Here is a 13,680-nt window from a genome sequence, read left to right as displayed (position 1 = left end):
GCTGTTTGTCCGTCCCGCCTGCCGCGGGGAATCGGACACGGCGGCCCGTCGCAGCGCGACACGCACCAGAGACTCAGCCCCGGCCCAAAGCGACACGACCTGCGAGGGACACGGTCTCTGCGGAAACGAACCTGCTGCGCGAGCTGGACTGGAGCCCGACCGCCCTCGGCATCGTCATGGGCGCCGGCGGTGCCGGCGGCATCCTCGGCGCCCTCGTCTGGCAGCCCCTGGAACGACACTGGGGCCCAGGCCCGGTGATGCTCGGAGCGCTCACCCTCAACCCACTCGCCCAAATCCCTCTGGTTCTCGTCGGACCCGGACTTGGCGGGCATGTCGCCATCGGCATCGGCATGGTCATCCAAACCGGCGCTGCGGTGTGCCACGGCGGACTCCAGAGGGCGGTCCGCCAGAAACTCGCCCCCGACGAACTCCAAGGACGGGCCCAGGCAACCGGAGCGTGGCTCGCCTTCAGTCTTCGCCCCTTCGCCGCTGGCGGCCTCGGCACGTGGATAGGGCTCCGCCTCACCCTCACGCTCATCACCGCGGCCTTGGTCATCCCGTTCCTTGTGCTCTGGAACTCACCCGTGTGGGACTTGAGCACGGTCGCCCCCGCTTCCCTGACTGTTACCGAGGAGCCCGCGAACCCGTGACGATCAACAACCCGGCCACGTACTGGGATCCGCTGTGGACATCAGGGCGCCGCTACCGCCGCCTCAGTCTCGACGAGCAGCAGCTGACCGGCCAGTTCCTCGGCGCCGGCCACGGCCGGCCCGCGCTCGACGTTGGCTGCGGCGACGGTGTCCTTGCCCGGTATCTGCATGGTGACCTGGGATACCGCACCACAGCGATCGACTGTTCCTCCGCCGCGCTGGAGATCGCCCAGGCCGAGCAGGACAGGTCCGACGGTCCACATTTTCAGCGGCTGGACGTCGAGACCGAGGACATCCGAGCGTTGCCGGAGGCGGGTTACGCCGCCGTCACCTGCCGCTTGGTGTTCGCCTTCATCAAGGACAAGGCGGCCTTCCTCGCCCGCATCCGATACCTTCTCCCACCCGGCGGGACTTTCTGGGTCGTCACCCCGCTCGCTGAACGCCTCCCGGACGAACGGAAGTCCATCGGGATCAGCCCGCAGCACGCCGAATTGCTGACCGCGTCCTGGTCCTCGGTCCACAGCGAAGATCTGGACATGCTGCGCTGCTACGCGTTGCGCCCCTGACCCGGCCACCGATCTCTGGTCCCGGAGCTCTGCTGTCCACTCAGGTCAGGACTTCCCGCAGGAGGGTCAACAAGCCCTCCGTGTCGGTCAGATCAGGGACGACAACGTCGGCCCCGGCGGCACGGAGTTCTGCCACCGAGTGGATCCCGGAGGCGACGGCGATGCAGTGTGCTTTGGCGTCATGCGCGGCGCGCACATCGCGGGGCGTGTCCCCGATCAGGACGGTCGGCGCGAGGAGAGGGATGCCGTAGGCGGCATGGATACGGGCACGGGCGGCGTCGACGAGACGCGCTCGATCGTCGCTGTCCTCGCCGTACCCGCCAACAGCCATGTCGAGCAGGCGATCAAGCCCGAACGCACGCAGCTTGACGTGGGCATTCGCCGAAATGTTGCCGGTGAGGACCGAGGAACAGATAGTTGGGTCCGCCGCGAGTGCCTTCAACGCGTCCTCGACACCGGGCAGGGCATGACCCCGCCGTCGCAGATCTTCCTCGCTGCAGCGGCCGGCTTCCTCCAGTGCCTGCTGCGCCCGCTCCCAGTCAGGATCCGGCAGACCGTGCCGGATGAACATCTCGCGCATGATCGCCCGGTCCGTACGCCCCTCCGTGGGAGCAGGCAACTCGGCCTCCTGCCCAGCTAGTGCCTTGAAGGCGCTGGCGTAGATCTCCTTGCTCACACCGGAGTTTTCTACAAGGGTGTGGTCCACGTCCCACAACACAATTCGCTGCACGGGACCAGGGTAGGCAGCGTGAACTACCTGTTAAAAGTGGCCTTGTGGGACGTCTTGGCGTCCCGCAAGATCTTGCCGCGTCCCAGGACGTCCTGCGAGGATGCGATGGTGAACGAGCGGTTGCGTACGGTGATGCTCCAGCGGCAGATCACCCCCGAGGACCTCGCGGCGTCGTGCCAAGTGGATGTCAAGACGGTGGAGCGCTGGATCAGCATCGGCCGGCAGCCACTCCGTCGGCACCAATGGGCGGTTGCGAAGCATCTCGGTGTGGACATGTCGTACCTGTGGCCGCCTGAGGAGGACGAGGCGCAGGGGCAGCCGACCGAGCAGACCGAACTGGTCGCTGCCTTTCCGAACCGCGCGAGCTTCCCGCAGAAGTCCTGGGTCCGCCTCCTGAAGACCGCTCAGGAACATATCGACGTACTGGTGTTCAGCGGCACGTTCTTCGCGCAGACCAACCCGCGCGTTGCGGCGATGCTTGCCGAGCGCGCCGACGCCGGAGTTCAGGTCCGCCTCTGTTTCGGTGACCCATCGGGCAGGGCGGTCGCCGTCAGGGACGAGGAAGAAGGCATCGGCGGAACCCTCTCAGCAAAGATCAGGGCGTCCCTCACCTACTACCGCAAGCTGATCGGCACGCCCGGGTGTGAGGTACGCCTCCACGACACGACCCTCTACAACAGCCTCTTCCGCTTCGATGACGTGCTCCTGGTCAACCCGCACGTCTGGGGGCAGCCCGCCAGCGCAAACCCCCTGTTCGAGCTGCGGCGCTTGGAGGAAGACGGCTGGTTCGACCACTACGCCGGCAGCTTCGACGCGGTCTGGGAGACTGCAAAGCGCTGGTCACCCGAGTCCATGTGAGGAGCGCGGCCCGCGATGGGACGTACGGAGTACTGGTACGACGAGAACGCACCCAAGCCGAACACGTTGATCCCAGCGTGCAACATGCTGGTAGTCCGGGAGGCGGACGGGGCGATCCTCCTCCAGCGGCGCCGCGACACGGGGCAGTGGGCTCTGCCCGGGGGAGCCATGGACATAGGCGAATCCCCGTCGCAGTGCGCAGTCCGGGAATGCAAGGAAGAGACCGGAATCGACGCCGAACCCACCGGGCTCCTCGGCGTGTATTCGGTCCCTGAGCATGTGGTGGCCTACACGGACGGGGAGATCCGGCAGGCGTACGAGGTCACCGTGATCGGCCGGCCGGTCGGAGGCCAGCCCACAATCAACGACGAGGCCGATGGCGTCCGCTGGATCCTGCCCAGCGAACTGGACTCCTACGACATCCACCACTCCATGCGGAAGCAGATCGCCCACTACCTGGACGGGATGTTCCCTCACGTCGACTGAGCACCGCGCCCTCCCTTACCGCTCTGCCAAGATCAGCCGGGCCTCAACTCTGTGAACAGCAGCTCGCAGATCCTCATCGGCTCGGCGGATGAATCGGCCGACGACGCTGTCGCGATCATACCGAGTGAGGATCTCCGCCAGCCGGGCATCCACGGTGGTGGCGGTGCCATCCGGGGTAGTGGTCATATCGCAGTACACGAGAGCATCCACCAGCTCGGCGTGGTCGAGGATCGGGAACTCGGCCTCCAGCTCTTCGCGCAGCCCGCGCTCTTCCGCCTCCAACAGCGCGTACGAATGATTGGCGACCAGCCGTACCAGGCGCTCGTCCGCGGCCGAACGGTCGCGCAGGTAGCGGGCGCCGTCCAGCGGATGGAACCCCGTCGTGGCGAGCGACGGCGCGTAACCAATGTCGTGCAGCATCGCCGCGGCCCACAGTAGTTCCGCATCGTCGCCCAGGATTCCCGCCAGGGACTGCGCCCTTGCGGCAACCCCCTGAGAGTGTGCCCAGCGCCGAGGCAGGGGCTCCGCGAGGAGGGACCTGGCCACGTCGCGGGCCCAAACGGTGAGATCCATGCTCGGCAGACTATGACGTAGGGCGCGGGGACCGAGCGGTGATCGGCCGGACGTCCCAGGACGTCTACCGTTCTGATCCCCCGCCGGGCGGACGTCAGGTGGGGAAGGGCCGTCGAGCCGTCCGGCTGACCGTGCGGCGCCCCACGCGTGTTCCGCCCGGGCCTGGCGCGGCCGATAGGGTGTCCGGGCCCAGCCGCCGTCCCGGTGACGGGCCCGCGTCCGGTGAGAGGACCCCGCAGTGAGCCAGCACCGTTCCGCCCGTGCGGCGGTGTTCTCGGCCGGGTCTTGGGGTACCGCAGTCGCCAAGATCCTGGCCGACGCCGGTACCGACGTCACCGTGCACGCCCGCAGAGACGAGATCGCCGACGCGATCAACACGGTTCACCGCAACCCCGGCTACTTCCCGGACGTAGAGCTGCCCGCCTCCCTGACGGCTACGACCGATCCGGCCGCCGCGCTTCGCGGCGCGGACTACCTTGTGCTGTCCATCCCCGCGCAGTCCCTGCGGACCAACCTCGCCGCGTGGACGCCGCACATCGGGCCCGACACCGTGATCGTGTCGCTGATGAAGGGCATCGAACTGGGCACCGGGGAACGGGCGAGCCAGGTCATCACCGAGGTGACCGGCGTGAACGCGAACCGGGTCGCAGTGCTGTCAGGCCCGAACCTCGCCCGCGAGATCATGGACGGCCAGCCCGCCGCTGCCACCGTCGCCTGCCCCGACGAGGACGCCGCCCGTCGCTTCCAGCAGGTATGCCACACCACCTACTTCCGGCCCTACACCAGCACCGACGTGACCGGCTGCGAGCTGGGCGGCGCCGTGAAGAACGTCATCGCCCTGGCGGTCGGCATCGCCTCAGGCATGGGCCTGGGCGACAACGCCTCGGCGATGCTCATCACGCGCGGGCTGGCAGAGACCACCCGGCTTGCTGTGGCCATGGGCGCCCACCCGGCCACCCTCGCCGGTCTGGCCGGCCTCGGCGACCTAGTGGCCACCTGCTCGTCTCCGCTTTCCCGTAACCGCACCTTCGGCACCCACCTCGGCCATGGCCTAAGCGTCGAACAGGCGACGGCCGCCACCCGGCAGACCACCGAAGGCGTCAAATCCGCCGAGGCGGTTCTCGCCCTCGCTCATGCCCACGGCGTTGAGATGCCGATCACGGAAGTGATCTCTGCCCTGCTGCACGAGAAGGTCACCCTCGACGAGGCCGCCGCCGCGCTGATGCAGCGGCCCTCCAAGCCCGAGCGCTGACCCCCGGTGCCCGGTCACGGGGCCGTCCTCATCACTTTGCCCATTACCTTCGTTGTAGAGCCCGGTTCGGGCTCGTGGCCTTCGGGGCCGGTATGACTCGTTGCCCCTGTCCTTGATGATCCGGGGGTGCTGTCGCCGGTCCTGACGGCGCCGGATGGTCGCTGATGGAAGCGTGTCCGCCGACAGGCAGGGCTGCGTGATGTGGCTGCCGATCTCCGGTGCCCGGGCGGGCCAGATGGTGACTCCGGGGAGGGAAAGCCCGGTGACCAGCAACGACTTCACCTCGATCGATGTGTTCTGAGCCCTGGACGTGGGCAAGTCCGCCCATCACGGCACGGCCCTGCTGGCCGACGGCCGTACCGTCTTCGACAAGCCGCTGCCCGACGGCGGGCCCCAGCTGCGGGAGCTGTTCGCCCGCCTGGGACGGCGGGGGAACGTCCTGGTCGTGGTCGACCAGCCTGCGTCCGTGGGGACCTTGGCGGTGGCCGTGGCGCGCGCCAGCGGATGCGAGGTGGCCTACCTGCCCGGCCTGTCCATGCGCCGCCTGGCCGACTGCCATCCCGGCACCGGCAAGACCGACGCCCGCGACGCCTACGTCATCGCCGATGCCGCCCGCACCATGCCCCACCTGCTGCACAGCATCGACCCCGCCGAGGGCGTGCGGGCCGAACTGACCATGGTCTGGGCTACGACGACGACCTCGCCCAGGACGCCACCCGCACCTCCAACCGGCTGCGCGGCCTGCTCACCTCGATCCATCCGGCCCTGGAACGTTTCCTGGGACCGCGGCTGCGTCACCCGGCGGTCCTGGCCCTGCTGCAGACCTTCGGCTCCCCAGTCCAACTCGCCCAAGTCCGCACCGAGGAGCTCATCGAGGTCATGACCGACGCCGCCCCACGGATGCGGAACCCGCGGGAGCTGGCCGGACAGATCCATGCCGCCCTGGCCGAGCAGACCGTCCAGGTCCCCGGCACCGGCTCGGCCGGCGAGATCATCTCCGGTCTGGCCGAGTCCCTCGCCGTGCTCCTCAAGCGCCGCGAGATCCTGGAGACCTGCATGACGGCCCTGCTTCAGGCCCACCCTCTCGCGAAGGTCCTGACCTCATGCCCGGGGTCGCGGTCAGGACCGGCGCCCGCATCCTGGCCGAGGTCGGCGACGCTAGCGCGTTCCCCACCGCCGCCCACCTGGCCTCCTACGCGGGACTGACCCCCACCACACGTCGTTCGGGAACCTCCATCCGCGGCGAAGGACCGCCCCGCAGCGGCAACAAGACACTCAAACGGGCCCTGTTCCTGGCCTCGTTCGCCTCGCTGAGCAGCCCCGAATCGCGGGCCTACTACGTCAAGAAACGGGCGGAGAACAAGCGCCACAAAGCCGCCCTCATCTGCCTCACCCGCCGCCGCGTCGACGTCCTGCAAGCCATGCTCAAACACCGCACCTCCTACCAGCCCGGGCACGAACAAGCAGCCTGACCAAGCCCGCAGAGCTTGACCGAACAGATAGAAGCACCCCCCACCCGGAGGCACCTGCCTATGCACGTGTCCGCTATCCAGACCGCCGTCGCCGCTGCCCCCAACCTCTCGTCCGCAGCTATGTGATCGCGGAGGTACCGGGCACCAACGAGCGGATGGAACCCGGTGGTGGCCAGCGAGGGCGTGTAGCCGATGTCGTGCAGCATCGCTGCCGCCCGGAGCTGTTCTACATCCCTGCCCAAGATCCCTCCGAGCGACTGAGCATTGGCGGCAGGGTGGTGATCAGTCAACTTCCCAGGAAGTCTGGCGCGCGTTCCACTCGGCGTGCCGGAGGACGCCTGGTACGGCTTCAGCTCATGGCAGACGAGAAAGAGCCCCAAGGGACTGGAACCTGCTCCGGGACCATGTCAACGTACAACGGTCCGGGAAAACACCAGGTCAGCAAGGAGTTTCGGGCTTCCGGGCCGACAACAGACAGGTCGGCCATGGCGGCAGCCGGTACCTCAGCTCATACTGCTCGGCCTCCTCGCCGAGGCCCCGATCCAAGGAGTGCCACCTGCGGAATGCCCCTCTCCGAGCCGCTCCTTATCACCGCTCCTCACCGCTTGGCGCCCGGAACGCATGGCCCGCTCAGGAGCGAGAGGACTACGCCGCCATCTCCACGGCGCTATCTCTCTGCGCCCGTACGGCCGGGCTGTTCGGCGAGGATTGCAACAACGCGGCTACCACCGGGACCGAGAAATCCTCGCGCACATGGCGGCACGACCCGAGCCAATCCGAAACGTCGCCCGGGTTGCAGGTGCTCCTGAACACCTCGTGGCAGGCGAAACTGCCGGCTCACCGTTACGAGCCCCCGGCGCTCGTAACGGACGGCGCGACGCCCGCTCTCCGGCCGTACTGGCTGGTCTCCTGAGCTACGTCTACGAACCCCTGCGCGCGCCCGCAACATAGACCACGATCGCCGGTTAGCCAAACCGGCGATCCTGACGACTATTGAGGGCGTTCGCATGCGGCTGCGCTTGGCGGTGGAGCAGTAGCGGATGCAGTAAGTGGCGCCGCAAACCCGTAGAGAACGGCACCGTCTGCTGGTGCCTTGATGGCTCCGCGGCGTCGCTTCCCTGAAGCGTTGCGGCCCTCCGCCAATGTGGAATTTTCATGGCCTAAGGAGAGTGAGTAACCCTGTCCGATCCGATCAAGAAGTTGCCACCGAACGCGAAGGGGCAGATCCGGTACCGGTTCGTGGTCGATGTGGGCATCGACCACGCCACCGGGAAGCGCAAGCAGATAACTCGTACATTCGGCACGCTGAAGGAAGCGAAGGCCGAGTATGCCCGCATCACCAACCGTCGCCAGGAAGGCACGCTCGCACCGCCGAATAAGGTCACCTTGAATGAATGGCTCGACCAGTGGCTGGCCATGAAGGCTGACGACTTGGAAGAAACCACTATTTACAACTACCGCATCACCCTGGACCGGGTACGGGGGAAATTGGGCCACATTCGTCTTCAGGAGCTTACTGAAGAGGACGTAGAAGGGTGGATGCACTGGGCTCTGAAGCACGGGCGTGTACGCGGTGGAAGGGCCGGAACTCCGCTCGGAGTGACGAGCGTGGACATGAGCCTTGCTCGGCTGAAGGACGCTCTCAACCGAGCCGTGACGCGTCGGCTGGTGACCATGAACGTGGCCCAGCACGTGACCATTCCGCGAAGGGCGCGAAAGGAAGAACGGAAGAAGAAAGAGGAGGTGAAGCCCTGGAACGTCCAGGAGGTTCAGAGATTCGTTCAGGGCATCAAGGGGGAACGGCTCTACGCTCCGCTCCTGCTGTCCCTCATTGGTCTACGTCCGGCTGAAGTCTGTGGGCTCCGGTGGGAAGACGTCGACCTGGACAATGCCACGATCATCATAGCCAATACGCGGACCATGATGGGCAATCGCTACGTCGTGGAGAAGGACACCAAGTCTCTGGCCGGTGAACGGGAACTCCCGTTGCCGGCTCCGGTGCTGGCTGCGCTCAGGTCGTTCAAGGCCCTCCAAGCCAAGGAGAAGCTGGCTCTGGGTGAGGCATACGCAGAGTCCGGCTACGTCCTGGTGCACGAGACCGGAGAAGCCTTCACCATCAAGCAGCTCCGCCGACGCGCGTACCGGCTCATGGTGATCCTTGGTCTCCGCCGAGTTCGTCTTTATGACGCTCGTTCGTCGTGCCTCACGTACCTGGCCAACAACGGCGTGCCGGATCACATCCTTGCGCGGTGGGCTGGACACACGAATGTGAGGACCACCAAAAAGTGGTACGTGAAGCCCGACGTAGAGGATCTTCGCGAAGCCGCCACCACGTGGGATGGCCTGCACGGTGCTGCGACTGAGGGGCAAGCCTGAGTCAGGCGGCCCACCGACCGAGCGACCTGCCCAGCCGTATGGCAGCCAAGATCGAGGTGGACCCGGAGACCGGCTGCTGGCTGTGGACCGGTAGCTGCAACGGGAAGGGGCAGTCAGGCTACGGCCAAGTCTCCTACGAGGGAAAGACACAGCTTGTCCACCGTGTGGTGTTCAGGTTGTTGGTCGGTGAGATTCCGGAGGGCTTCCAGGTGCGTCATGCCGATCCTTGGGGACGGCACTTTACGCTTTGCTGCAACCGGGACCACCTGGAAGCCGTGCCGAAGAAGGAAGCTCTGCGGCGCAGGGACTGGGAGCGCGCGCGAGCCAGGAGGACGCACTGTCCCCACGGCCACGCGTACACGCCAGAGAACTCGTATCTGGATCCCCGAGGGTTTCGGCAGTGCCGGACGTGCTGCGCCGAGAGGGTAAGGAGCCGCCGGGTTCCCATGACCGTGTGAGATTTCGTGAGACGTGAGAGGGTCTGGGGCGTGAGTGAGACACCACCGAACCCCCTGCAATACCGCTTTGACGGGCCAGAAGACGCTCCGGTCCTGATCTTGGGTCCCTCACTGGGTACCACATGGCACATGTGGGACCGTCAGGTTCCCGAGCTGGCCCAGCAGTGGCGGGTGTTCCGCTTCGACCTGCCGGGCCACGGCGGCGCACCGGCCCACCCGGCGGGCTCGGTCTCGGACCTCGCCGAACGGCTGCTCGTCACGCTGGACGGGCTCGGGGTGCAGCGCTTCGGCTACGCGGGCTGCGCCTTCGGCGGCGCGATCGGCGTGGAGCTGGCGCTGCGGCACCCCGAGCGCGTCGCCTCGCTCGCGCTGATCGCGGCCTCGCCCCGGTTCGGCACGGCCGACGAGTTCCGCCAGCGCGGCGTGATCGTGCGCACGAACGGCCTCGACCCCATCGCCCGCACCTCGCCCGACCGCTGGTTCACCAGCGGATTCGCGGCCGCGCAGCCCGCGATCACCGAGTGGGCCGTGCAGATGGTGCGCACCACCGACCCCGGCTGCTACATAGCCGCCTGTGAGGCGCTCGCGGCGTTCGACGTGCGGGCCGAGATCGGCCTCGTCGGCGTCCCGACGCTGGTCCTCGCCGGCTCGGACGACCAGGTCACCGGCCCCGCCGAGGCCCGCACCCTGGTCGCCGGCATCCCGGACTCCCGCCTCGCGGTCGTGCCGGGCGCCTCGCACCTCGTCCCGGTGGAGCAGCCGGCCGCCGTCACCGACCTGCTGGTCCACCACTTCGCCACCGCGTGGCAGCCCGCCTACGACTCGGTCACCGGGCAGACGGCCGTCCCGGGCGTCCCGGTCCGGGCGATGCCGACCATGCCGCCGCAGCCCCTGCAGCCCCTGCAGCCGGTGGCCGTCGCGGAGATCGCGCCCACCCCGGTTCTCCAGCCGCCGCAGGTCATGGGCCGCCCCGACCCCTACGACGCCGGACTGAAGGTGCGCCGGGAGGTCCTCGGCGACGCCCACGTGGACCGCGCGCTGTCGCAGGCCGACGACTTCGCGGGGCACTTCCAGGAGTTCGTCACCCGCTACGCCTGGGGCGAGGTCTGGGACCGTCCGGGCCTCGACCGGCGCACCCGCTCCTGCATCACGCTCACCGCGCTGGTCGCCGGCGGTCACCTCGAGGAGCTCGCCGTGCACACCCGGGCCGCGCTGCGCAACGGCCTCACCCCGGACGAGATCAGGGAGGTGCTGCTCCAGGCGGCCGTCTACTGCGGCCTGCCGGCGGCGAACGCCGCGTTCAAGGTGGCGCAGCAGGTCGTCCTCGAGGAGACCACCCCCACCGAGTGAGCCCGGCGGCCGGCACGGGGGCAGGATGGGACCCATGACGGCACTGAAGTTCACGAAGAAGTCGCACGCGTGCGTGCGCCTGGAGAAGGACGGGCGCACGCTCGTCGTCGACCCGGGCGGGTTCAGCGAGGCGGACGCCGCACTCGGCGCGGACGCGATCCTCGTCACCCACGAGCACCCCGACCACTTCGACGAGGGAAGGCTGCGCACCGCCCTGGAGGCCGACCCGGCGGCCGAGGTCTGGACCCTGCGGTCGGTGGCCGAGAAGATCTCCGCGGCCTTCCCGGGCCGCGTCCACACCGTCGGCCACGGCGACACGTTCACCGCGGCGGGCTTCGACGTCCAGGTGCACGGCGAGCTGCACGCCGTCATCCACCCGGACATCCCGCGCATCACCAACGTCGGCTATCTGATCGACGGCGGCCGGGTCTTCCACCCCGGCGACGCGCTCACCGTCCCCGGCCACCCCGTGCAGACGCTGATGCTCCCCGTGATGGCGCCCTGGAGCAAGCTCTCCGAGGTCGTCGACTACGTCCGCGAGGTGAGCCCGCAGCGTGCCTACGACGTCCACGACGCCCTGCTGACCGACCTGGCCCGGCCGATCTACGACCGCCAGATCGGCGCCCTCGGGGGCGCGGAGCACCTGAGGCTGGCGCCGGGGGAGAGCGCGGCGCTGTGAGTGTCGGTGGCGCCCGGTAGGTTGTGGGACATGCGTATCGCGACCTGGAACGTGAACTCGATCACCGCCCGCCTGCCGAGGCTCCTGGCGTGGCTGGAGAGCAGCGGCACCGACGTGCTGTGCCTCCAGGAGGCCAAGGTCGCCGAGGAGCAGTTCCCGTTCGAGCAGCTGCGCGAACTGGGCTACGAGGCGGCGGTCCACGCCACCGGCCGGTGGAACGGCGTGGCCGTCGTCTCCCGCGTCGGTCTGGAGGACGTCGTCAAGGGCCTGCCGGGCGACCCCGGCTACGACGGCGCGCCGGAGCCGCGTGCGGTCTCGGCGACCTGCGGTCCGGTCCGCGTGTGGTCGGTGTACGTGCCGAACGGCCGCGAGGTCGACCACCCGCACTACGCCTACAAGCTCCAGTGGTTCGAGGCCCTCAAAGCGGCCGTCGCCGGGGACGCGGCGGGCGGCAGGCCCTTCGCGGTGATGGGCGACTACAACGTGGCGCCGACCGACGACGACGTGTACGACCTGGCCGCCTTCGAGGGCCTCACCCATGTCACCCCGGCCGAGCGGGCCGCCCTGGCGTCCCTGCGCGAGGCCGGGCTGTCGGACGTCGTCCCGCGCCCCCTGAAGTACGACCACCCGTTCACCTACTGGGACTACCGTCAGCTCGCCTTCCCCAAGAACCGCGGCATGCGCATCGACCTGGTCTACGGCAACGAGCCGTTCGCCAAGGCGGTCAAGGACTCCTACGTCGACCGCGAGGAGCGCAAGGGCAAGGGCGCCTCGGACCACGCGCCCGTCGTGGTCGACCTCGAGGTGTAGGGCCCGTCCGGCCGCCGGGCCGCGCGGGCCAGCGCGCCCTGTGGTGTGCACGCCGGTGCGAATGTCACGCTGGGTCTATGAACATCCCTTTCCTGGGCAACAGGAGCAAGAAGTACCGTGCGGCGGTCCTGGCCGAGGACCCCGAAGGGATCGCCGAACTCCTCGCCGAGTGCGAGCTGTTGCGCTCGCACGCGGCCCGGCAGGGGATCGGACTGGACGACACGCCGGGCTCGCTGGAGGCGCTCGACCAGCTGCCGCCCCGCTGGCGCGACGACGAGGAGAACCTGCCCTGGTTCGGCCATGACGCGGGGCTCTACCTGGGGACGGTCGTCGTGCGCTCCGTGCCGGGCGCGGCCTGGGCGATCCGGCCCGGCGGGGAGGTGGTCGTCCGGCTGTCGTCGGGCCGGGAGGTCGACGTGGTCGCGGCCGGCCGGGAGTGGGCGGTGAGCGGGACGCCCGAGCTGTCCCAGCTGTACGGCGAGGTGGCCGAGAACTGACCGCGCCGCCGAGCTGCGTACGGGTGGCAGGCGATGTAAATACGGCTAATGCCCGGAAGGTGCGTGTCGCTTCTTCCCCCCGCCCATCTGTGGATAGTTTGCGGCGACCACGACACAGCTGAAAGTGAGTAGGGCTGCGCATGGCCGTCGATCCGTTGATCGAGCTGCGTGACGTCAACAAGTACTTCGGGGAGCTGCATGTCCTGCAGGACGTCAACCTCACGGTCGGCAGGGGGGAGGTGGTCGTGGTGATCGGCCCTTCGGGGTCGGGGAAGTCGACACTGTGCCGCGCGATCAACCGGCTGGAGCCGATCCGGTCGGGCTCGATCACGCTCGACGGTCAGCCGCTGCCCGAGGAGGGCAAGGGGCTGGCCCGCCTGCGTTCCGAGGTCGGCATGGTGTTCCAGTCGTTCAACCTCTTCGCCCACAAGACGGTCCTGCAGAACATCTCGCTGGGTCAGGTGAAGGTCCGCCGCCGCAAGAAGGACGACGCCGACCGGCGCTCGCGCGAACTGCTCGACCGCGTGGGCCTCGCCGACCAGGCCGACAAGTTCCCGGCGCAGCTCTCCGGGGGCCAGCAGCAGCGCGTGGCCATCGCCCGCGCCCTGGCCATGGACCCCAAGGCGCTCCTCTTCGACGAGCCCACCTCCGCCCTCGACCCCGAGATGATCAACGAGGTCCTCGAGGTGATGCGGCAGCTGGCGCAGGAGGGGATGACCATGGTCGTCGTCACCCACGAGATGGGGTTCGCGCGCTCGGCCGCCAACCGCGTGGTCTTCATGGCGGACGGCCGCATCGTGGAGGACCGCACTCCGGAGGAGTTCTTCACCGCCCCGCGCAGCGACCGCGCCAAGGACTTCCTCTCCAAGATCCTCAAGCACTGAGTCCGGACGGCGGCAGCCACCGAGCACACCCGCCCCGGC

General features: G+C 68.4%; 15 protein-coding genes and 2 pseudogenes. 14 read left to right on the top strand and 3 right to left on the bottom strand.

Features of this window, described 5'->3' with window-relative positions; translation table 11 throughout:
• Nucleotides 1–176 precede the first annotated feature (176 nt).
• Nucleotides 177–650, top strand: coding sequence for an MFS transporter (locus tag ACN6LD_RS08640; RefSeq protein ID WP_445042829.1), 474 nt, complete (start codon nucleotides 177–179; stop codon nucleotides 648–650).
• On the top strand, nucleotides 647–1,216 hold the full coding sequence (locus ACN6LD_RS08635; RefSeq protein WP_405745150.1) for a class I SAM-dependent methyltransferase: 570 nt from the start codon (nucleotides 647–649) through the stop codon (nucleotides 1,214–1,216). Before ACN6LD_RS08640 ends, ACN6LD_RS08635 begins: the two co-directional genes overlap by 4 nt.
• A 40-nt stretch (nucleotides 1,217–1,256) precedes the next feature.
• Here the strand turns inward: ACN6LD_RS08635 and ACN6LD_RS08630 are convergent, their stop codons facing one another.
• A complete protein-coding gene (locus ACN6LD_RS08630) occupies nucleotides 1,257–1,946 on the bottom strand; it encodes an HAD family hydrolase (protein ID WP_445034274.1) in 690 nt (229 codons plus the stop codon).
• 108 nt (nucleotides 1,947–2,054) lie between these two features.
• Between ACN6LD_RS08630 and ACN6LD_RS08625 the strand changes: the two genes are divergently transcribed.
• Both ACN6LD_RS08625 and ACN6LD_RS08620 read left to right on the top strand, forming a co-directional pair.
• Nucleotides 2,055–2,804, top strand: a complete 750-nt coding sequence (locus ACN6LD_RS08625) for an XRE family transcriptional regulator (protein WP_445034293.1) — start codon at nucleotides 2,055–2,057, stop codon at nucleotides 2,802–2,804.
• Between the two features lie 15 nt (nucleotides 2,805–2,819).
• Nucleotides 2,820–3,290, top strand: coding sequence for an NUDIX hydrolase (locus ACN6LD_RS08620; RefSeq protein WP_445034275.1), 471 nt, complete (start codon nucleotides 2,820–2,822; stop codon nucleotides 3,288–3,290).
• A 15-nt stretch (nucleotides 3,291–3,305) separates the two neighbouring features.
• Here ACN6LD_RS08620 and ACN6LD_RS08615 read toward each other — a convergent pair whose 3' ends face one another.
• Nucleotides 3,306–3,863, bottom strand: coding sequence for an HD domain-containing protein (locus ACN6LD_RS08615; protein ID WP_445034276.1), 558 nt, complete (start codon nucleotides 3,861–3,863; stop codon nucleotides 3,306–3,308).
• A gap of 238 nt (nucleotides 3,864–4,101) precedes the next feature.
• On the opposite strand from ACN6LD_RS08615, the gene ACN6LD_RS08610 reads away from it, so the two are divergent.
• The 3 genes and pseudogenes from ACN6LD_RS08610 (at nucleotide 4,102) to ACN6LD_RS08600 (ending at nucleotide 6,587) form a co-directional block, all read left to right on the top strand.
• Nucleotides 4,102–5,115 carry an NAD(P)H-dependent glycerol-3-phosphate dehydrogenase gene (locus ACN6LD_RS08610; RefSeq protein WP_445042828.1) on the top strand — a complete coding sequence of 338 codons (1,014 nt, stop codon included), beginning with the start codon at nucleotides 4,102–4,104 and terminating at the stop codon, nucleotides 5,113–5,115.
• A gap of 172 nt (nucleotides 5,116–5,287) precedes the next feature.
• The gene (locus ACN6LD_RS08605) at nucleotides 5,288–5,416 is read left to right on the top strand and encodes a hypothetical protein (protein WP_307047397.1); all 129 of its coding nucleotides are present in this window, start codon (nucleotides 5,288–5,290) and stop codon (nucleotides 5,414–5,416) included.
• Between the two features lie 3 nt (nucleotides 5,417–5,419).
• Nucleotides 5,420–6,587 (top strand): annotated as a pseudogene (locus ACN6LD_RS08600) (IS110 family RNA-guided transposase).
• 101 nt (nucleotides 6,588–6,688) lie between these two features.
• Here ACN6LD_RS08600 and ACN6LD_RS08595 read toward each other — a convergent pair.
• Nucleotides 6,689–6,859: pseudogene (locus ACN6LD_RS08595) on the bottom strand (HD domain-containing protein); the annotation flags it as partial.
• Between the two features lie 928 nt (nucleotides 6,860–7,787).
• Between ACN6LD_RS08595 and ACN6LD_RS08590 the strand changes: the two are divergent.
• The 7 genes from ACN6LD_RS08590 (at nucleotide 7,788) to ACN6LD_RS08560 (ending at nucleotide 13,641) form a co-directional block, all read left to right on the top strand.
• Nucleotides 7,788–8,963: a tyrosine-type recombinase/integrase gene (locus tag ACN6LD_RS08590; protein WP_445034278.1), complete on the top strand. Its 1,176-nt coding sequence runs from the start codon at nucleotides 7,788–7,790 to the stop codon at nucleotides 8,961–8,963.
• A gap of 38 nt (nucleotides 8,964–9,001) precedes the next feature.
• Complete coding sequence (locus tag ACN6LD_RS08585; RefSeq protein WP_107446672.1) at nucleotides 9,002–9,421, top strand: HNH endonuclease signature motif containing protein; 420 nt, start codon at nucleotides 9,002–9,004, stop codon at nucleotides 9,419–9,421.
• Nucleotides 9,422–9,451: 30 nt separating this feature from the next.
• Nucleotides 9,452–10,771, top strand: coding sequence for a bifunctional 3-oxoadipate enol-lactonase/4-carboxymuconolactone decarboxylase PcaDC (pcaDC, locus tag ACN6LD_RS08580; RefSeq protein ID WP_445042827.1), 1,320 nt, complete (start codon nucleotides 9,452–9,454; stop codon nucleotides 10,769–10,771).
• 43 nt (nucleotides 10,772–10,814) lie between these two features.
• Nucleotides 10,815–11,450 (top strand): MBL fold metallo-hydrolase, encoded by a 636-nt coding sequence (locus ACN6LD_RS08575; protein ID WP_319193657.1) that lies wholly within the window; start codon nucleotides 10,815–10,817, stop codon nucleotides 11,448–11,450.
• Between the two features lie 30 nt (nucleotides 11,451–11,480).
• Nucleotides 11,481–12,260, top strand: coding sequence for an exodeoxyribonuclease III (locus ACN6LD_RS08570; RefSeq protein ID WP_319193642.1), 780 nt, complete (start codon nucleotides 11,481–11,483; stop codon nucleotides 12,258–12,260).
• A gap of 77 nt (nucleotides 12,261–12,337) precedes the next feature.
• Nucleotides 12,338–12,757: a DUF6278 family protein gene (locus ACN6LD_RS08565; protein WP_319193644.1), complete on the top strand. Its 420-nt coding sequence runs from the start codon at nucleotides 12,338–12,340 to the stop codon at nucleotides 12,755–12,757.
• 140 nt (nucleotides 12,758–12,897) lie between these two features.
• Complete coding sequence (locus ACN6LD_RS08560; protein ID WP_319193645.1) at nucleotides 12,898–13,641, top strand: amino acid ABC transporter ATP-binding protein; 744 nt, start codon at nucleotides 12,898–12,900, stop codon at nucleotides 13,639–13,641.
• Nucleotides 13,642–13,680: the final 39 nt, after the last annotated feature.

The sequence above is a fragment of the Streptomyces sp. SAS_272 genome (genome assembly GCF_052543235.1).
The sequence above is the reverse complement of the archived record's forward strand: the minus strand, read 5'-3'. Positions and strand labels throughout refer to the sequence as shown.